At 41.4% G+C, this 20,434-nt stretch carries 15 protein-coding genes; 14 read left to right on the top strand and 1 reads right to left on the bottom strand.

Annotation, left to right across the window (positions count from 1 at the left end; all coding sequences use genetic code 11):
- Window positions 1-10: 10 nt before the first annotated feature.
- Both groL and ELX58_RS06860 read left to right on the top strand, forming a co-directional pair.
- A complete protein-coding gene (groL, locus tag ELX58_RS06865; protein WP_133442378.1) occupies window positions 11-1,618 on the top strand; it encodes a chaperonin GroEL in 1,608 nt (535 codons plus the stop codon).
- 157 nt (window positions 1,619-1,775) lie between these two features.
- Window positions 1,776-2,882, top strand: coding sequence for a glycosyltransferase family 4 protein (locus tag ELX58_RS06860; protein WP_133442377.1), 1,107 nt, complete (start codon window positions 1,776-1,778; stop codon window positions 2,880-2,882).
- Between the two features lie 58 nt (window positions 2,883-2,940).
- On the opposite strand, the gene ELX58_RS06855 is transcribed toward ELX58_RS06860, so the two are convergent.
- The gene (locus tag ELX58_RS06855; RefSeq protein ID WP_133442376.1) at window positions 2,941-3,603 is read right to left on the bottom strand and encodes a YigZ family protein; all 663 of its coding nucleotides are present in this window, start codon (window positions 3,601-3,603) and stop codon (window positions 2,941-2,943) included.
- Between the two features lie 51 nt (window positions 3,604-3,654).
- Between ELX58_RS06855 and ELX58_RS06850 the strand changes: the two genes are divergently transcribed.
- The 12 genes from ELX58_RS06850 (at window position 3,655) to uvrA (ending at window position 20,378) form a co-directional block, all read left to right on the top strand.
- Window positions 3,655-4,983, top strand: coding sequence for an ATP-dependent helicase ComFA (locus tag ELX58_RS06850; protein WP_133442375.1), 1,329 nt, complete (start codon window positions 3,655-3,657; stop codon window positions 4,981-4,983).
- Entirely contained in the window at window positions 4,980-5,669 is a 690-nt protein-coding gene (locus ELX58_RS06845) for a ComF family protein (RefSeq protein WP_133442374.1), read from the top strand. Before ELX58_RS06850 ends, ELX58_RS06845 begins: the two co-directional genes overlap by 4 nt.
- Window positions 5,670-5,821: 152 nt before the next feature.
- Window positions 5,822-8,191 carry a preprotein translocase subunit SecA gene (gene secA, locus ELX58_RS06840; RefSeq protein ID WP_133442373.1) on the top strand — a complete coding sequence of 790 codons (2,370 nt, stop codon included), beginning with the start codon at window positions 5,822-5,824 and terminating at the stop codon, window positions 8,189-8,191.
- A 66-nt stretch (window positions 8,192-8,257) separates the two neighbouring features.
- Window positions 8,258-9,374 (top strand): peptide chain release factor 2 gene (gene prfB / locus ELX58_RS06835; protein WP_236747671.1). Its coding sequence is split into 2 segments (ribosomal slippage): window positions 8,258-8,329 and window positions 8,331-9,374, totalling 1,116 coding nucleotides; the frame shifts between segments, so codons are not numbered across the junction.
- A gap of 24 nt (window positions 9,375-9,398) precedes the next feature.
- Entirely contained in the window at window positions 9,399-10,514 is a 1,116-nt protein-coding gene (locus tag ELX58_RS06830; protein WP_133442372.1) for a PDZ domain-containing protein, read from the top strand.
- Window positions 10,515-10,539: 25 nt separating this feature from the next.
- Complete coding sequence (gene hprK, locus ELX58_RS06825; protein WP_174919257.1) at window positions 10,540-11,571, top strand: HPr(Ser) kinase/phosphatase; 1,032 nt, start codon at window positions 10,540-10,542, stop codon at window positions 11,569-11,571.
- A 12-nt stretch (window positions 11,572-11,583) separates the two neighbouring features.
- Entirely contained in the window at window positions 11,584-12,393 is an 810-nt protein-coding gene (gene lgt / locus ELX58_RS06820) for a prolipoprotein diacylglyceryl transferase (protein ID WP_133442370.1), read from the top strand.
- A gap of 60 nt (window positions 12,394-12,453) precedes the next feature.
- Entirely contained in the window at window positions 12,454-13,479 is a 1,026-nt protein-coding gene (locus ELX58_RS06815; RefSeq protein ID WP_133442369.1) for an NAD(P)H-dependent glycerol-3-phosphate dehydrogenase, read from the top strand.
- 23 nt (window positions 13,480-13,502) lie between these two features.
- Entirely contained in the window at window positions 13,503-14,375 is an 873-nt protein-coding gene (gene galU / locus ELX58_RS06810; protein WP_133442368.1) for a UTP--glucose-1-phosphate uridylyltransferase GalU, read from the top strand.
- Window positions 14,376-14,415: 40 nt separating this feature from the next.
- A complete protein-coding gene (trxB, locus tag ELX58_RS06805; RefSeq protein WP_133442367.1) occupies window positions 14,416-15,351 on the top strand; it encodes a thioredoxin-disulfide reductase in 936 nt (311 codons plus the stop codon).
- 83 nt (window positions 15,352-15,434) lie between these two features.
- The gene (gene uvrB / locus ELX58_RS06800; protein WP_133442366.1) at window positions 15,435-17,486 is read left to right on the top strand and encodes an excinuclease ABC subunit UvrB; all 2,052 of its coding nucleotides are present in this window, start codon (window positions 15,435-15,437) and stop codon (window positions 17,484-17,486) included.
- Window positions 17,487-17,501: 15 nt separating this feature from the next.
- Entirely contained in the window at window positions 17,502-20,378 is a 2,877-nt protein-coding gene (gene uvrA, locus ELX58_RS06795) for an excinuclease ABC subunit UvrA (protein WP_133442365.1), read from the top strand.
- Window positions 20,379-20,434 lie beyond the last annotated feature (56 nt).

Raw genomic sequence — 20,434 nt, 5'->3', positions numbered from 1 at the left:
GTGAAAATATATGGCTAAAGAAATCAAGTTTTCCGATGATGCCCGTTCTCAATTATTAGAAGGTGTCAATAAATTAGCCGATACCGTTAAGACCACCTTAGGTCCTAAGGGTCGTCACGTTGTTTTAGAACAATCTGCTGGTAATCCAAACATCACTAATGATGGTGTTACGATTGCTAAATCAATTTCATTAGCAAATCATTTTGAAAATATGGGTGCTAAGTTAGTTGCTGAAGTTGCCCAGAAGACTGATGATATCGCCGGTGATGGTACTACTACTGCTACCGTATTAACTCAGGCGATTGTTAACGAAGGTATGCGTAACGTCGCTGCCGGCGCTAACCCAGTTGGTGTTCGTCGTGGAATCGAAAAAGCAACTAAGGTTGCCGTTGATAACTTACACAAGATGTCACACGACGTTAAGACCAAGGATGATATTGCACAGATCGGTACCATTTCTTCATCTAACAAGCACATTGGTGAATTACTTGCTGATGCAATGGAAAAAGTTGGTCATAATGGTGTCATTACGATCGATGATTCCCGTGGTGTTGATACGACCTTAGACGTCGTTGAAGGAATGCGTTTTGACCGTGGCTACATGTCACAGTACTTCGTAACCGATACTGACAAGATGGAATCTACTTTAGATGATCCATACATCTTAGTAACTGACCAGAAGATCAATAACATTCAGGTTATGTTACCAATCTTAGAACAGATCGCTAAGCAGGGCCGTGCATTATTAATCATCGCCGATGACGTTGGTGGTGAAGCATTACCAACCTTAGTATTAAACAAGATGCGTGGTACCTTTAACGTATGTGCCGTTAAGGCCCCTGGCTTTGGTGACAGCCGTAAGGAACAGTTACAGGATATCGCGACCTTAACTGGTGCTACTGTTATTACCAAGGACTTAGGCTTAACCATCAAAGGTATGAAGTTAAGCCAGTTAGGTGAAGCCCATAAGGTTAACATCACCAAAGATAACACCACCATCGTTCAAGGTGCTGGTGACAAGCGCAACGTTCAGGAACGTGTTGACGAAATCAAAGCTCAGATGGCTAAGACTAGCTCTGACTTCGACAAGAAGAACCTGAAGAAGCGTTTGGCTAAGTTAGCCGGTGGTGTTGCCGTTGTTCGTGTTGGTGCTGCTACTGAAACTGAATTAAAGGAACGTAAGTACCGCATTGAAGATGCAATCAACGCTACCCGTGCTGCCGTTCAAGAAGGTTTCGTACCCGGTGGTGGTACTGCATACATCAACATTTTAGACAAGATTGATGATATTAAGGCCAAAGGTGACGAAGCCGTTGGTGTTAAGATCGTTCGTCAGGCATTAGAAGCACCTGTTCGTCAGATCGCTCATAACGCCGGTGTTAACGGTTCAATCATCGTTGAACACTTACGTCATGCTAAGCCAGGTATTGGTTACAATGCCGCTGATGGCAAGTACGAAGACATGGTTAAGGCCGGTGTTATCGACCCAACCAAAGTTAGCCGTTCAGCATTACAGAATGCCGCATCCATTTCAGCATTACTGTTAACTACTGAAGCTGTTGTTGCCGAAGCTCCAAAGAAGAGTAACGGTCCAGCAATGCCAGGTGCTCATGCTTAATTTAAATTAAACAATTATTTTTGAAAAGGTCCTTAATTTAAGGGCCTTTTCTCTTTGTCCAGTTAAGGTGTGGGAAATAAGGCTAATCATTGTTATAATATACTAGTAAACTTGTGTATTTTCGCGTTATCGCATTAGCTTGAAAAGGAATCAGACTATGAAATTTAAAATTATCGTTTGTCTATTTGCAACCATGCTGATTTCAGCCATTTTAACGCCGTTCGTTCGGGCGTTAGCGTTTAAAATCGGTGGCGTTGATACGCCCAATAAACGACGAATGAATAAAATCCCAATGCCAACATTAGGTGGGTTAGCGATTTTCATTGCTTATACCTGTGCCACGATGTTCATGCTGAGGAACCAGATGCCAAGTCAGCAGTTATGGGGGATCTTTGGCGGTGAACTTATCATTATCTTGACCGGAATTACCGATGATGTGTACGTGTTGAAGCCACATCAAAAAATTATCGGCATTTCTTTAGCGTCATTATTCGTGTATTTCTTTGGCAATATTCGGATGAACTTAGTTACGTTGCCAATCGTCGGTAGCTTTCATCTAGGTCTATTGAGTTTACCAATTACATGGATCTGGATCTTGGCGATTACCAACGCCGTTAATTTGATTGATGGCTTGGATGGCTTAGCAACCGGGGTCGCAATCATTGCCTTAACCACGATGGGCTTGATTGGGACGTTCTTCCTAGGGACATCAAGCGTTTTCGTCGTCATCATGATTTTTGCGTTAGTTGCTTCATGTATCGGTTTTCTGCCGTATAACTTTTTTCCGGCCCGCATTTATCTAGGTGATACCGGATCATTGTTTATTGGTTTCATGATTTCTGTCTTTTCGTTGAACGGATTAAAGGACGCCACATTGATATCAGTTATTATCCCGGTCATTATCCTGGGTGTTCCAATCACCGACACCGTCTTTGCGATCATTCGACGGGTCTTAAATCGTCAGCCAATTTCTCATCCTGATAAACGACATTTACATCACCGCTTAATGCAGATTGGCTTGACGATGCGTCAGACGGTGCTTGTAATTTATGGCATTGCGCTGATCTTTTCGTTTATTTCGTTATTGTACCCAATTTCGAACGTCGCTGGTTCTATTTTGTTGACGATCGCAACATTGATTGGATTAGAATTATTCGTTGAATCAATCAGTTTGGCCGGTGCCCATCGTCAGCCGTTACTCCATGGAATTCGTTGGATCGTTAAAAATACGACCAGTCGCAGTAATCATTTGAAGCGATTTTAAATTAAAATTATATAAAATAAAAACGAGCTCAATTAATTTTGAGCTCGTTTTTCGTTATTCAGCTAAAATTATTTTTGGTTGGCTGATGATAATCCACTTCAAAGTACATTTTTTTGCCAACTTTGAACGTAACGCGATTGGATAACAGACTAATGATCTTATTCTTAAAGGTCTTAATATCCGGAGTATTAACAGCGACCGTAACCGTTACCTTACTGGTGTACTCAGTGTTAATAACGTTGTAATGATTTTGTTTTAAATAGTAATTCAACGGATTAAATTCATGGTAATCAACGATTACATCAATTTTGGTTTGCAGGATTCGCTGAACGATCCCGGTGTTATTAATGGTGTCCGTTGTGATGTTACTGTAAGCCCGGATTAAACCACCGGCGCCTAATTTAATGCCACCAAAGTATCGGGTGATGACGACCACGACGTTATGAAGATGCTTCATTTTAATCACGTCTAGGATAGGTGTTCCCGCTGTATTGGCAGGTTCACCATTATCGCTTTTGCGTTGAATATGATCATCTTTACCAATTACGTAGCCGAAGCAGTTATGGGTAGCCTTCTTATTTTGATCCTTGATTTTATTAATGAACTGTTTAGCTTCAGCTTCATTTTTGATCCGTTGAACGTGACCGATAAAGCGTGATTTCCTAATATCGAGTTCAAACGTTCCAAATTGCTTAATGGTTAAATAATTTAGTTTTTTCAAAATATTTCGTCCTTAAAAGAAAATTTGCCGTAATTAATTTAGGGTGAATCCATGTTAATTACTAAACTTAGCGATCTTTATGGTCGACAGATTAACCAATGTGATGTGAGTTCAGAGTTATTACAGTCTAAATCAATAATATCGCGGTCCGCCATTAAACGGGTTAAACATCAAGTAATTTGTCAACGTTGTGGATCCAGGATCCCTAAAAATGCTGAATTACCAAATGATAATTATTATTGCCCGACCTGCATTAATCTAGGTCGAATGACAACGTTAAACCCGTTATGCTCAGTGAAAGAGCCCAATTGTTTTCACGTTACGAAAGATCCAATGTCTTGGCAAGGCCAGTTGACTCGTGAACAAGCTAGATGTTCTCGAGAAATTATTAATGGATATCGTCAACATAAATCTAGATTATTATGGGCCGTTACAGGAGCTGGTAAAACTGAGATGTTGTTCCTAGGTTTGCGATGGGCGTTATCGAAAAATTATCGGGTTGGCATTGCGTCGCCACGGGTCGACGTTTGTCTAGAACTTTATCCACGAATTCAAGCAGCGTTTGATCATACTTCGTTAGTGCTATTACACGGTCGAAGTAAACAAAAGTATCGGTATACTCAATTGGTGATCTGCACGACTCATCAGCTACTTCGATTTTATCATGCTTTTGACATCTTGATTGTGGATGAAGTCGATGCCTTTCCGTTCGCTAATAATGTCCCTTTGACGTTTGCGGTTCGACATGCTGTTAAATCAACGGGATGCCGATTGTATTTAACGGCAACCCCTAATCGTCAATTAAGGCGTCAGGTTAATAATCATCAACTAGCCGTTAGTTATTTACCCCTGCGTTTTCATCGTCATTTATTACCGGAAATTAAATGTTATTTAACGTTTCGGTGGCGAGCGAAGTTGGCTAAGAAGCAGTTACCCAAAATTCTGATTAACTTAATTAAGAATAAATTAGACCGTAAAATTCGCTTTCTGTTGTTTGTGCCACACGTTCGTGATCTAAAGCCAATAAGTAAGATTTTAGCCCAATTTTTTAATCATCAGTTGTGGACGACCGTATATTCTCAGGATCCTGATCGATTAGCTAAGGTTAAGTTGATGCGACAAAGGAAACTGCAATTTTTAATCACGACCACAATTCTGGAGCGTGGTGTAACTTTTCCAGGAATTGACGTGATCATTTTAGGTGCTGATGATACCGTATTTTCAACGTCGTCACTGGTTCAGATCGCGGGTCGAGTAGGCCGAAAACGGGATCGGCCCAATGGGGACGTCGATTACTTGATTCATAGCTACACCAAACGGGTTGTTTCGGCCCAGCAACAAATTAAACACCTAAATTATTTGGGAGCGAAGTTATTATGAGTAAGTGCTTATTATGTGGATCACAACTTAACAGCTCACTTAGTCTAGATTTCTTGATGAATTTTAAGCCCTATCAACAGCCTGTGATTTGTAAGAAATGTCAGCGTCAGTTTAAACGAATTTTAAGCCATCATTGTTGTAAAGATTGCTGTCGAGCGGGTAACTTTAAAGGTAAGCTTTGCCAGGATTGTCGACGTTGGCGACGATTAACCGGAAAAAGATTTCAGAATTACAGCCTTTATCTATATAATTCGATGATGAGTGAGTACATGCGTCGTTATAAATTTATGGGCGATTATCGTTTACGACATGTATTCCAAAATCAATTTAGTAGGTTCGTAGAAGATCAGAAACGAATGATCGTACCCATTCCTATCCATCGAGGAACATATCAACAGCGAGGCTTTAACCAGGTGAAGGGACTGCTAAAACAAATTCCAATCACTGATTGCCTAACGACCATGAGTGTCCAAAAGTCAGTTCCTCAATCACACAAAAGCCGAACGGATCGATTGCAATTGCGACAACCGTTTCAGTTTGTATCTAGATATCGTGATGATATTAAGGGTAAAGATGTTGCCATCGTGGATGATGTCTACACAACGGGGACGACCATTCGTCATGCTGCTCAATTATTAAAACAAGCCGGTGCTAAATCGGTAATTGGAATTACTTTGGCTCGTTAAACAGAGTAATTGTCATTTGAAAACAGCTTAACTATAATAATGTGAACGTAAACTATTAAAAATAAAGATTGAATGTTAAAATATACTATAACTAATACTTTATTTTAATCGAATTATCGAAATTCAACATTTATTTAGAAGGGGCTTAATTAATGGCCAATATTTTAAAGAAATGGGTCACCAACAGTAAAGATAAGCGAGAAGTTAAACGCTTAAGTAAATTAGCTGATAAAGTTGGTGTCTATTCTAGTAAATTTCGAAAATTGAGCGATGCTCAACTAAAAGCCAAGACACCTGAATTTAAGAAACGTTATAAAAATGGTGAAACATTAAATCAATTATTACCAGAAGCCTTTGCGGTTGCCCGTGAAGCGGACCGTCGAGTTTTAGGCTTAACACCATTTCACGTTCAAATCATGGGTGGTATCGTTCTGCATGAAGGTAACATTGCTGAAATGAAGACCGGTGAAGGTAAGACCTTAACCGAAACAATGCCAATTTATTTGAACGCTTTATCTGGTAAAGGTGCCCATGTCATTACCGTTAACGAATACTTGTCCCACCGTGATTGTGTTGAAATGGGCCAAGTTTATAAGTGGTTAGGTTTAACCGTTGGCTTTAATTCATCCGAAAAATCACCAGCTGAAAAGCGAAAAGCTTATAACTGTGATGTTACTTATTCAACCAACGGTGAAATCGGGTTCGATTACTTACGAGATAACATGGTCGTTTATAAACAGGACATGGTTCAGCGACCGTTGAATTACGCCATCGTCGATGAAGTTGATTCCATTTTAATTGATGAAGCCAGAACGCCATTAATCATTTCTGGTCAGGCTTCCGGTTCATCCAAGTTATACATGGCTACTGATAAATTCGTTAAGTCTTTAGTTAAGAAGGATTATAAGATTGACCTTGAATCCAAGACGATTGGCTTAACCGACAGTGGAATTAAAAAGGCTGAAAAGTACTTTAACCTAAAGAACCTATTTGATACGGCCAATACCGCATTAACCCATCATTTAGATCAAGCTTTACGTGCTAACTACATCATGAAGCGTGATAAAGATTACGTGGTTCAAGACGGCAAGATCGAAATCGTTGATTCATTTACCGGTCGTATCATGAAGGGCCGTCGTTTTTCTGATGGATTACACCAGGCCATTGAAGCCAAGGAAGGTGTTAAGATTCATCAGGAAAGTAAGACTATGGCCAACATTACTTACCAAAACCTGTTCAGAATGTACAAGAAGTTAGCTGGAATGACTGGTACCGCCAAAACCGAAGCTAAAGAATTCCGTGAAATTTACAACATGGAAGTCGTTACCATCCCAACTAACAAACCCGTAATTCGAATTGATAAGCCGGATGTTTTATACCCAGATTTGAAATCGAAATTTGATGCCGTTATCAAGAAAGTTATTCAGTTACATAAGAAAGGTCAACCGGTTCTATTCGGGACCGAAGCCGTTAGTACTTCTGAATACTTGTCCAAGCGTTTAGACGAAGCACACATTCCACATGTTGTTTTGAACGCTAAGAACCACGCTAAAGAAGCTGGGATCATTGCCCAAGCTGGTCAGCGAGGTGCCGTTACGATTGCCACCAACATGGCCGGCCGTGGTACTGATATTAAGTTAGGCCCCGGTGTCGTTAAATTAGGTGGCTTGGCTGTCATCGGTACTGAACGACATGAATCACGTCGTATCGATAACCAACTTCGTGGTCGTGCCGGTCGTCAAGGTGACCCTGGTATGTCACAATTCTATCTGTCATTAGAAGATGACTTGATGCGCCGATTTGGTTCTGACAAGATCAAGCATTTCTTACAGAACTTGAATCCGAATGGTGATAGTCCAGCAATTCGAAGTCATATGATTACCAAGCAAGTTGAATCGGCCCAAAAGCGTGTTGAAGGTAATAACTATGATTCACGTAAACAGGTTTTACAGTATGATGATGTAATGCGTCAGCAACGTGATGTCATGTACGGTGAACGTTTCCAGGTCATTGATGAAGACACGTCCTTACGCTGGGTAATGATGCCAATGATCAAACGAACCATTAACCGTGTCGTTCGTCTTCATACTCAGGGTGATGACAAATCTAAGTGGGAACTTAGTGACATCTTAGACTTTGCCATTAGTGCTTTGACTAGCCCTGACCAGATCAGCATGAGTGATCTTAAGGGCAAGTCCCGTGAACAGATTCGCCAGCTGTTACAATCCATTGCTGATCGGATTTACAAAGAAAAGGAAAAGGAACTCTACGACCCGTCACAGATGCTTGAATTTGAAAAGGTTGTCATCTTACGAGTTGTTGATTCCCACTGGACCGATCATATCGACGCCATGGATCAGTTACGTCAGTCAATTGGACTCCGTGGTTATGGTCAATTGAACCCATTAGTCGAATACCAGCGTGAAGGCTACGAGATGTTCGAAGAAATGGTTGCCGATATTGATTACGATGCCACCCGTCTGTTTATGAAGGCTGAAATTCGTCAGAATATGGAACGATAATAACGATTAACAAAAGGGCGAAGTGAATTCTTAAATTCCTTCGCTTTTTTATGGAGGCTATTAATTATGAAACTCAATGAAGCTAAAGAAAAATTAGCAACGGTTAAAAAAGCCATTCACGGCTTTAGGAGGTCACTTTGACCTGGACTCGTTAAACGAAAGCATCGGTTTAAACGAGCATAAGATGGCTCAGCCGGACTTTTGGAACAATCAGGTCAAAGCTAAAAAGGTGATTGCTAAGACCAACCGCATGAAAGATAAGTACGATAGTTTTAAACACTTATCCGCTAAGACTCAGGATTTAGAAGTGGCTGTTGAAATGCTGGCTGAAGACCCTGATCCTAAGATGGCAAAATCATTTGAAAGTGATTTAGCTAAACTTGAAAAAGAGTTAAAGAACTACCGGTTAAGCATGCTATTGACCGGTAAATATGATGCTAATAACGCCATTTTAGAAATTCATCCAGGTGCCGGTGGTACCGAAGCCCACGATTGGAGTTCAATGCTTTACCGAATGTACGTTCGCTGGGCTGAACAGCATGATTTTAAGGTCAAGACTTTAGATTATGAACCTGGTGAAGTTGCCGGAATTGATACTGCGACCATCATGGTGATCGGTAAAAACGCCTACGGATATTTACAATCCGAACGTGGGATTCACCGACTGGTTCGAATATCACCATTTGATGCGGCTAACCGTCGTCATACGTCATTTGCGTCAGTTAATGTCATGCCTGAATTGGACGACAGCGTTCACATTAAAATTAACCCAGCTGATTTAAGAGTTGATACGTTCCGTGCCAGTGGTGCCGGTGGTCAGCATGTTAACAAGACTGAATCTGCCGTTCGAATTACTCATGAACCAACGGGAATTGTCGTTTCTAGTCAACAACAGCGTTCACAGTTGCAGAACCGACAAACGGCAATGAAAATGTTAAAGGCTAAACTTTACCAATTAGAAGAAGAAAAGAAGCGTGAAAAACGCGCTAAAATCGAAGGTGTTCAGAAAACGATCGGTTGGGGATCTCAGATCAGATCATATGTCTTTCAGCCATATACCATGGTTAAAGACCATCGAACTAATTACTCGACGCCTGAAATTAATGCTGTAATGGACGGTGATCTAGACCCGTTCATTAATGCCTATCTTCGTTGGAAATTAAGCAAGAAAAATCCAGATTAAATCTTAGTTTGAGAAGTGGATGTTTTGAAAATTTTATTAGTGATTTTGGCCTTCTTTTTACAGCCGGTATTATGGATTGGTGTTATTAGAGCCTATTTAAACGGTCGAACCCGAATGAAACGTGCTCGTTCCCAATTTAATACGGCCGTTTATGAAAAGCATTATGAATTCCGCCATTTTTGGGTTAGCTTACTGGTACTTGGTATTATTATTTCGTTAATTTCAGTTTTAGTGGGTGCAACGTTGCCACTAGACTGGGTTGTTATTTATGAAGCCTTGGCGGGATTGAGCTTAATTTTAATCCCATCAATCGTTATTCCCGTTTTGATTATGATCGTACCGTCATTAATGATGGTCCTGATGAATTATCACAGCTCAACGATTGCCAGTCAGAATTACGTTTTGATTGCAGGACTCATCATCTTGGCATTGGGCATGTTTATTGGTTTTAACGGTGGTCGATATAACGTTCCCCGAATCTTTCGGAATGAACGAAACAACCGAATTGCTGGCTATCCGTTTAAGGAACTTTCGGTATTTCCAATGCTAGTCATGATTCCAGGTAACATTATGCGGCATGTGATTAGTTTCTACCCGACATTTATGGTTGACGGTCATCGAGTTGCATTTTTATTGGTGCCAATCATGATCGGCTTACGGTTAACTGTTTTCAAGCATCAGCCGCGTAAAGTTTTCCGTAAATTAGGCAACCATTTAATGGTAATTGGAATCTTAGGCATGTTACTAGCTGTTGCTAGTTATAAGTGGCCAATCCTGGTTATGATTAGTTTACCGGTATTGTTGCTATTGAGCTGGTTTGCATTGTACCGAGCTAAACGATCTGATCTGAAGCACGGTGACTGGTTTTCTGAGGTCATCAATGGGGTTAGAATCGTTGGCATTGAACCTGGAACACCCGCTGCTAAGATGAATCTTCACGTCGGTGACGTAATCTTAAACGTTAATCACAAGGCTGTTCATGATGAGGACAGCTTTTATGAAGCATTACAGGATCAGCCAACGTACTGCCGATTACGAGTCATTAATACCAATCATCGAATTATTTTGACCAATACCGCAATTTATAGTGGAACCCCGCATGAAATTGGGGTTGTTCTGTTTAGGACGTCAAATCTTTAGCTTTTAACGTGAGGAGGTAATCCAAATGACCGCGAGCGTTACCGTTGCTGATTTAGTTCATAATACTCATTTACATGTCTTTTATGGTAAACAATATCTGGATCGGCGGATCACCACTAGTGATATTTCACGACCCGGTTTAGAATTAACGGGATTTTTTAACTACTACCCGCCAAAACGGATCCAGTTATTTGGGATTACCGAAACATCATATGCTAAAGGGATGGATCACGAGAAGTTGTTTCAAGTAATGCAACGGATGTGTCAGCCGGAAACACCTGCTTTCGTGATCTCTACTCAGTTAGAACCACCAAAGGAATTGATTCGTGCCGTCAAAAGTGAACACATTCCAGTCCTAGGCTCAAAGTTGACGACATCTAGAGTCTTAAGTAACATGACCAACTATTTAGAAGACCAGTTGGCCGAGCGAAAATCAATTCATGGCGTTCTAGTTGATGTTTATGGCTTAGGAGTCCTAATTACCGGTAAATCCGGAATTGGTAAAAGTGAAACCGCGTTAGAATTAATTAAACGTGGTCATCGTTTGATTGCTGATGATCGAGTTGAAGTTTATCAGCAGGATGAACAGACGTTGATGGGGCAGGCTCCCAAGATCTTACAGCATTTACTGGAAATCCGTGGGATCGGCATTATTAACGTCATGACGTTATTCGGTGCTGGAGCCGTTCGAGCTAAAACGCCGGTCAACATGATCGTTCGTCTAGCTCCTTGGTCGAAGAACGCCATTTACGATCGATTGGGTGACTCAGGAAAGACACGGCGAATCTTTGATGTTGACATCCCAGAGTTCAAAATTCCGGTTCGAACTGGTCGTAACTTGGCCATTTTGGTTGAAACGGCGGCCATGAACTTTAGGGCGCATACCATGGGCTATGATGCCACCAAAGCGTTTGACCAGAATTTAGATAAATTAATTAAACACAACACCTTAGAAGTTAAACAAGAAAAGGCCCAAGAGAAAAAGATCTTGGACAATAACGAAGCGGCCTTGGCTCGATTTAATAAACACCATCAGTCGCAACCCAAGAAACGTTGAGGGAGGTAAAGCATGCTTAATGAATTAGCATTAAATCCAATCGCATTTAATTTAGGTCCAATTCAGGTCCATTGGTACGGGATCTTCATTGCTAGCGCCGTATTGATCGCGGTAATTTTGTCGGCGCATGAAGCTCAACGTCGCCATATCGATCCTGAAAATATTTACGACTTGATTATTTATGCGTTACCCATTGCGATCGTTAGTGCTCGAATCTACTACGTGTTTTTCCAATGGGGTTATTATCGGAACCATCTAAATCAGATTATTGCCATTTGGGATGGTGGAATTGCGATCTATGGTGCCTTAATCGGTGCCGCAATCACGGTTTATTGCTTCTGTCGTCATCGACACATTTCAGTCTGGACGATGTTGGACATTGTGGCACCTACCGTTATTATGGGCCAGGCAATTGGCCGCTGGGGTAACTTTATGAACCAGGAAGCCTTTGGGCAGGTAACTAGTTTGGCTTTCTTAAAGCATCTTCATTTACCAGCCTGGTTAATTCAGCAGATGTATATCCAGGGTGCGTTTCGGCAGCCCACGTTTTTATATGAGTCAATCTGGGATGCCCTAGGCTTTGTATTATTAATGTCACTTCGGCACGTTCCAAAATTATTCAAACGTGGTGAAGTCGTGTTATGCTACGTGGCCTGGTATGCATTCGGTCGTTTCTTTACCGAAGGAATGCGAACTGATAGCCTGATGCTAGGCAACATTCGATTTTCGCAGATGTTATCGGTAATCTTCTTTATCGGTGCAATTGCCTTGATCATTGCCCGTCGTCACCGAAATCATGCTTTGAATTGGTATTTAAACTAATGAGTAATAAAATATAAGTAGATGAGTATATTCAATGACCTTGAATAGGGGGATTTTGAAATGAATAAAAAAGCAGAAAAAGTTTCTGTTCTAGGTGCTGGATCCTGGGGCAGCATGGTTGCTATGTTACTATACGAAAATGGCTACAACGTCTCAATGTGGTCAATCGATCCAAAACAAGTTAAAGAATTAAACACTAAGCATACTAACGAACAGTATATGAAGGGTTATAAATATCCAAAGGATTTAATGACTTATAACAAAATGAACGATTCCGTTAAGGGCTCTGATGACATTTTTGTTATCGTTCCTGCTCAGTACACTCGTTCAACCGCTAAGGAATTAAACAAGTGCTTAAAGAAAGATAACTTAAAACCTAACATCATTGATGCTAGTAAAGGGATTGAAAAGGGCACATATGACACTATGTACCAGGTTCTTGAACAAGAAATCGATCCTGATCACAGGAAATCATTATCCATCCTATCCGGTCCAACCCAAGCTGAATCAGTTGCTATTAAGGATATGACTCTAGTTACCGTTTCCAGTAAGAGTCAGAAGGCAGCTGAACACTTCCAGAAGATGTTAATGGCACCGTTCTTCAGAGTTTATACTAATAATGATGTTGTTGGTACTGAATTTGGTGGTGCCTTAAAGAACATCATTGCGATTGGTGCCGGTGCCTTAGCTAGCTTGGGCTATAAAGATAACGCCACTGCGGCCTTAATGACCCGTGGCTTAGCTGAAATCGAACGTTTAGGTAAGGCCTTTGGCGCCAACCCATTGACTTTCACCGGTTTATCTGGCTTGGGTGATTTAATCGTTACCGCCGGCAGTAAGAATTCCCGTAACTGGCGTGCCGGTTATCAGTTAGGTCAAGGTAAGAAGCCTAAGGACATCGTCGCTAACATGGGCCAAGTTGTTGAAGGTGCCGCTACTGTCAAAGCCGCTCATGATTTAGCTAAGAAGAAGCACATTGACATGCCAATCACGAACGCTATTTATGACGTTTGGTATGGCAACGCTAATATCAAAGATGAAATTAAGAAATTAATGGAACGTCCAGCACGTCCTGAATTTTATTAATCATTTAATAGGAGTTTTAAAAGATGAAAAAGGTTACTAAAGCCATTATTCCAGCAGCTGGTTTAGGGACTCGTTTCTTACCAGAAACCAAGGCCATGCCCAAAGAAATGCTGCCGGTAATCGATACGCCCGTTATCCAATTAATCGTTAAAGAAGCTAAGATGTCCGGAATTAAGGATATTTTAATCGTTATTGGTAAGGGTAAACGAGCCATTGAAGATCACTTCGATGCTAATACTGAATTAGAACTTAATCTGAAGAAAAAGAATAAGATCAAGATGCTTAAGTCCGTCCAAAAGACCAACGACTTAAACATTTACTTCATACGTCAGAGCCATCCGCGTGGCTTAGGTGATGCTATTTACACTGGACGTAGCTTTATCGGCAATGATCCGTTCGTAGTATTACTTGGTGATGACTTGGCCGTTGATAAGACACCGTTGACCCAACAGTTAATCAATTGTTACGAAAAAACCGGTTCATCAACCCTAGCCGTAATGCGGATTCCGCATAAAGATACTTCCAAGTACGGTGTAATTGCCCCAACTAAAGAAGTTGCTAAGGGCTTATACGATGTTTCCAACTTTGTTGAAAAACCGGATCCGAAAGATGCTCCCAGTAATTTAGCCATTATCGGCCGTTACGTTTTGACACCACAGATTTTTGATGTCTTGAAGCATACTAAGCCTGGTAAGGGTAACGAAATCCAGTTAACGGATGCAATCGATACGTTAAACCGTACTCAGAACGTCTATGCTCATGAATTTACTGGTGATCGTTTTGACACTGGTAACAAGTTGAGCTGGTTAAAGACTAATATTCAATTTGGCTTACACCGTAAGGATATGTCCGGCGCCGTTCGTGACTATATTAAACAGTTAGCCAAGAAATTATAGATTGATCGGAAAATATTAACCTGTGAAATGAGGAACATAAATAATGAAAGAATTTGATGTAGTTATTATCGGTGCCGGCCCAGGTGGTATGACTAGTGCTCTGTACGCATCACGGGCTAATTTATCGGTTGTGATGTTAGACCGAGGCCTTTACGGTGGCCAGATGAATAATACTGCCGCAATTGAAAATTATACTGGTTTTAAATCCGTTATGGGTCCTGATTTAGCTAAGGACATGTATAAGAGTTCGACTCAGTTCGGAGCCAAGTACGCATACGGTGTCGTTGAATCGATTGAGGATCACGGTCGATATAAGATCGTTCATACTGACAGCGGTGACTATCAAGCTACCGTTGTGATTATCGCGACTGGTTCTAAGAACCGTAAATTAGGCATTCCTGGCGAAAACGAATATGCCGGAAAAGGTGTATCTTACTGTGCCGTTTGTGATGGTAACTTCTTCCGTAATAAGAAGGTTATCGTTGTCGGTGGTGGTAATTCTGCAATCTCAGAAGGTTTATACTTATCGCACTTGGTTGCTCAGGTCGTTGTTATTCACCGACGTGATCAATTACGTGCTGATAAGGTTTATCAAAAACGAGCCTTTGCTAACCCGAAAATGAAGTTCGTGTGGAATTCTAACGTTACCAAGATTAATGGTGACGGTAAGAAAGTTACTGGTGTTGAAGTTCGCAACAAGAAGACTGGTAAAACCAGTCATCTTACGACGGACGGAATCTTTATCTACATTGGTAACGTTCCGATGACGAGTGCTTTCAAGAATTTGAAGATTACGGATGCCAAAGGCTGGATTAAGTCCAACGATCAAATGGAAACCCGAATTCCGGGAATCTATGCAATCGGTGACGTTCGTGAAAATCAGCTTCGTCAAATTGCCACCGCTGTTGGTGACGGTGGAATTGCCGGCCAAAATGCGTATGAATATATTCAATCGTTAAACGATAGCAAAAATTAATTTAACGTTATAACAATTAACGAAGTGGGGGAGGCCAAACTTCCTCATTTTTTGTTATCATAAATACTAAAGGGGGATTCGTAGTGATACATCGTGAAACGCATAATCGTTTTCATCTGGTTTCAAAATACAAACCAACCGGTGATCAACCACAGGCCATTAAGAAGTTGACCGATGGTGTTAAAAGCGGCCAGAAGTCACAAATTCTTTTGGGTGCCACCGGGACCGGTAAGACGTTTACGATTGCGAACGTAATCAAGAACGTTAACAAGCCGACGTTAGTCTTATCGCATAACAAAACCTTAGCTGGTCAACTGTACAGTGCCTTTAAAAAGATGTTTCCGCATAATCCGGTTGAGTACTTCGTTAGTTATTATGATTATTACCAACCAGAAGCTTACGTTCCCTCTAGTGATACGTACATCGAAAAGACCGATTCAATTAACGATGAAATTGATAAGCTGCGCCATGCCGCCACGACAGCTTTACTTGAACGTAATGATGTGATCGTGGTTGCGTCAGTATCGGCTATCTTTGGTTTAGGTAGTCCAAAACAGTATTTTGATCACATCATTACTCTACATGTTGGTCAGCAGCTTGAACGTGATGATCTGTTACGGGCCTTAGTTGCTGATCAATTCGAACGAAATGATTTGGACTTTCAGCGTGACCGATTCAGAGTTCGTGGTGATATCGTCGAAGTCTTCCCGTCATCTGGTGAAAAGCACGCTTACCGAATTGAATTCTTTGGTGATGAAGTCGATCAGATCAAGGAAGTTGATGTCTTAACCGGTGAAGTGGTTGCTAATCATAAAAGTATTGCAATCTTCCCGGCCACTCATTTCTTAACTAGCAGTAACCGAATGGACGACGCCTTAAAAGGTATTCATCAAGAAATGGTTCGCCAGGTCGCTAAATTCCGTAAGGAAGGCAAACTAGTTGAGGCCCAACGCTTAAAGCAACGAACCACCTACGATATTGAAATGATGCGTGAAATGGGCTATACCAACGGAATTGAAAACTATTCACGTTATATGGATAATCGAAAACCAGGTGAACCACCATATACGCTATTGGATTTCTTCCCAAAAGATTTCTTTATGGTGATTGATGAATCACACCAGACGGTTCCGCAGATTAGTGGGATGCGTAATGGTGATAAAGCTCGTAAGAAACCGTTGATTAATTACGGCTTCAGATTGCCAAGTGCGTTGGATAACCGACCGTTAACGATGCAGGAATTTGAAAAGCACATTAATCAGGTCGTCTTTATGTCAGCAACACCTGGTCCATGGGAATTAGCTCACACCAAGCCGAAGAACATCGTTGAACAGGTAATTCGACCAACCGGACTACTTGACCCAAAGATCGACGTTCGACCGAGTCTAGGTCAGATGGATGATTTGGTCAGTGAGATCAATAAACGGGTTGCTCGTCATGAACGAGTGTTTGTCACAACGTTAACCAAGAAAATGGCTGAAGATTTGACGGATTACCTCAAGAATTTCGGGATTAAGGTCCGTTATCTCCACAGTGGTTTGAAGACCTTACGCCGAAATAAATTGTTGCATGATTTGCGTGAAGGTAAGTTCGACGTGTTAGTTGGGATTAACCTGCTTCGTGAAGGAATCGATGTCCCTGAAGTTTCATTAGTTGCGATTCTAGATGCCGATAAAGAAGGTTTCTTACGTAATACCCGTTCACTGGTTCAGACGACCGGTCGTGCTTCACGTAATAAACATGGTTCCGTGATTATGTATGCTGATATCATTACCCAATCGATTAAAGAAACGATTGATCAAACTGATCGTCGACGTGGAATTCAGATTCGTTATAACCTTCGTCATCACATTACGCCAACCACGATCGAGAAGCCGATTGCACCTTTAATTGCGCCTGAAGGTAAAAAGAAGAATAAGACTAAGAAATCTTATAATGATAAAGCCGTTGCCGACGACTTTGCTAAGATGGCTGCTGAAGACCAACGCAGCGTCTTGGGAAACCTAAAGAAAGAAATGAAAGCTTCATCTAATCACTTAGACTTTGAACACGCTGCTGATCTTCGTGATACGATTATCGAACTTGAAGGTAAAACAAAGTCGACTCAAGGTAGTCATAAACGTAGCAGAAGATGATTTGGGGATGCTAAATTGAACGACAATAAATACATTATAATTCGTGGTGCTCGCGAGCATAATCTTAAGAACATCAACGTTAAGATACCTAAAAATAAGCTGACCGTCATGACCGGTCTCTCTGGATCCGGTAAAACGTCACTGGCTTTTGATACGTTATATGCCGAAGGTCAGCGTCGGTACGTTGAAAGCTTATCGTCTTATGCTCAACAGTTATTGGGTCAGATGAATAAGCCGGATGTTGATTCAATTACGGGCTTAAGTCCTGCCATCTCCATTAACCAGAAAACGACGTCGCATAATCCGCGTTCAACCGTGGGAACTGTGACTGAAATTAACGATTACTATCGCTTACTATGGGCTCGAGTGGGAACCCCAATCTGTCCTAACGATGGAACTAAGATCACCAGTGAATCAATTGATCAGATGATTAACCGAATCATGAAGTTACCAGAACGGACCAAAATGCAGATCTTGTCACCGTTGGTTCGTAATCGCCGTGGTCAGTTTAAGATGCTGTTTAGACAGATCCAGAAAGACGGCTTCGTACGAGTTCAGGTCGATGGTCAGACCGTTGAATTAGGTGAAAAATTTAAGATCGATCCTAAGAAACGGCATGACATCAGCGTGGTCGTTGACCGAATCATTGTTCGTAAAGGCATTAACGCCCGATTAGCTGATTCATTAGAAGCCGCTTTAAAGCTTAGTCATGGTTACGCAATTGCTGATTTTCTGGGCGCCCGTAAGAACATGATGTTCTCTGAACATTACTCGTGTCCGCTTTGTGGCTTCTCAGTTGGTCGATTGGAACCCAGGTTATTCTCGTTTAATTCACCGATTGGAGCTTGCCCACGATGCAGTGGCTTAGGGATTAAATTAGAAGTTGATAAGGATTTGGTGATTCCTGATCCAAACAAGACCTTAAAAGACGGTGCTTTGGACCCATGGAACCCAATTAGTTCCCATTATTATCCTGAGATGCTTGCGCAAGCTTGTCATCATTTCAAGATTGATATGAATACGCCTTACAAAAAACTACCGTTAAAGCAACGCAAGTTATTACTTTATGGATCTAACGGTAAGGAATTTCATTTCCACTTTAAGAGTCGGTTTGGTCACGTTCGTGATAAGGACATGCCTTTTGAAGGGGTTATGAACAACATTCGGCGTCGTTACCGTAAGACCAATAGTGATTTTACCCGTAAAGTAATGCGAAAGTACATGACCCAGTTAACCTGTCATGATTGTCATGGCTATCGTCTAAACCGGCGAGCTTTATGTGTCAAGATTGACGGTAAAAATATTGGTCAGATCTCCAATCTAGATATCGGTAAAGAATTGAAATTCTTTAAAGGTTTAAAATTTGATCAACAGGATAGTGCGATTGCGAAACCAATCTTAAAGGAAATCATTGATCGTTTGACCTTCCTAAAAAACGTTGGCTTGAGTTATTTAACTTTATCCCGATCCGCCACGACGTTATCAGGTGGAGAATCCCAGCGAATTCGTTTAGCTACCCAGATTGGGTCTAACTTATCCGGTGTCCTGTACGTACTTGATGAACCGTCAATTGGTCTTCACATGCGTGATAACGATCGTTTGATTCGTTCGTTAAAGGCCATGCGAGATTTAGGCAATACTCTAGTCGTCGTTGAACACGATAAGAACACCATGCTGAACGCTGATTACATGGTTGATATCGGTCCTGGCGCCGGAGCTAACGGTGGCCACTTGATGGCCGAAGGAACGCCGAAACAGATTATGGAAACTCCACAATCGATTACCGGTCAATACTTATCTGGTAAGAAATTCATTCCAGTGCCATTAAAGCGTCGAAAAGGTAACGGTAAAAAGATTACGATTACCGGTTGCCAGGAAAATAATTTAAAGAACGTCACGGTCAGCATTCCGTTAGGCGAATTCGTCGTTGTCACCGGTGTTTCTGGGTCTGGAAAATCCACGCTGATCGATGACACTTTGGAACGAGCTTTAGCTCAGAAGTTAAATAATAATTCCAAGAAACCGGGTAAGTACCGTTCAATTCGGGGCTACAAGAATATTGACAAGATCATTAATATTAACCAAAGTCCAATTGGTCGCACCCCACGTAGTAATCCAGCTACTTATACCGGGGTCTTCGATGATATCAGAGCTCTATTCGCTAAGACTAGTGAAGCCAAGGTCCGTGGTTACCAAAAGGGTCGCTTTAGCTTTAATGTTAAAGGCGGTCGTTGTGAAGCTTGTCACGGTAACGGGATCTTAAAGATTGATATGGACTTCTTGCCACCGGTATACGTACCGTGTGAAGTTTGTCATGGGACCCGTTATAATGCCGAAACGCTTCAGGTTGAATACCGAGGTAAGAACATTGCTCAGGTCTTGGATATGACCGTCAGTGAAGCTCTGAAGTTCTTCCACGCGATTCCAAAGATCACTCGAAAGTTAAAGACGATTAATGACGTTGGCTTAGGTTACGTTAAGTTAGGCCAATCCGCCACGACGTTATCCGGTGGTGAAGCCCAGCGAATGAAGTTAGCCGCTGAATTATACAAACGTTCCAGTGGTAATAATTTGTACATCCTAGACGAACCGACGATCGGTTTACATATGGATGATATTAAGCGCTTATTAAAAATTCTTCACCGCTTAGTTGATCAGGGTAACACCGTATTGATTATTGAACATAACATGGACGTTATTAAGACTGCCGACTACATCATCGACTTAGGTCCCGATGGTGGTGACGGTGGTGGAACCATCGTTGCTAAAGGAACTCCTGAACATATTGCCCGGGTCAAAAAGAGTTATACCGGTCAATATCTAAAGCCCGTTTTAGAGACCGATACGAAACGAACTAAGAACGCTTTAAAACGTAAAAAGAAAAATAAGTAAGGATTACAGAAATGGTTACCAATCTGGTAGCCATTTCCATTTCATAATAAATGACA

Source organism: Acetilactobacillus jinshanensis (assembly GCF_004359375.1).
Classification (GTDB): Bacteria; Bacillota; Bacilli; order Lactobacillales; family Lactobacillaceae; genus Acetilactobacillus; species Acetilactobacillus jinshanensis.
The sequence above is the reverse complement of the archived record's forward strand: the minus strand, read 5'-3'. Positions and strand labels throughout refer to the sequence as shown.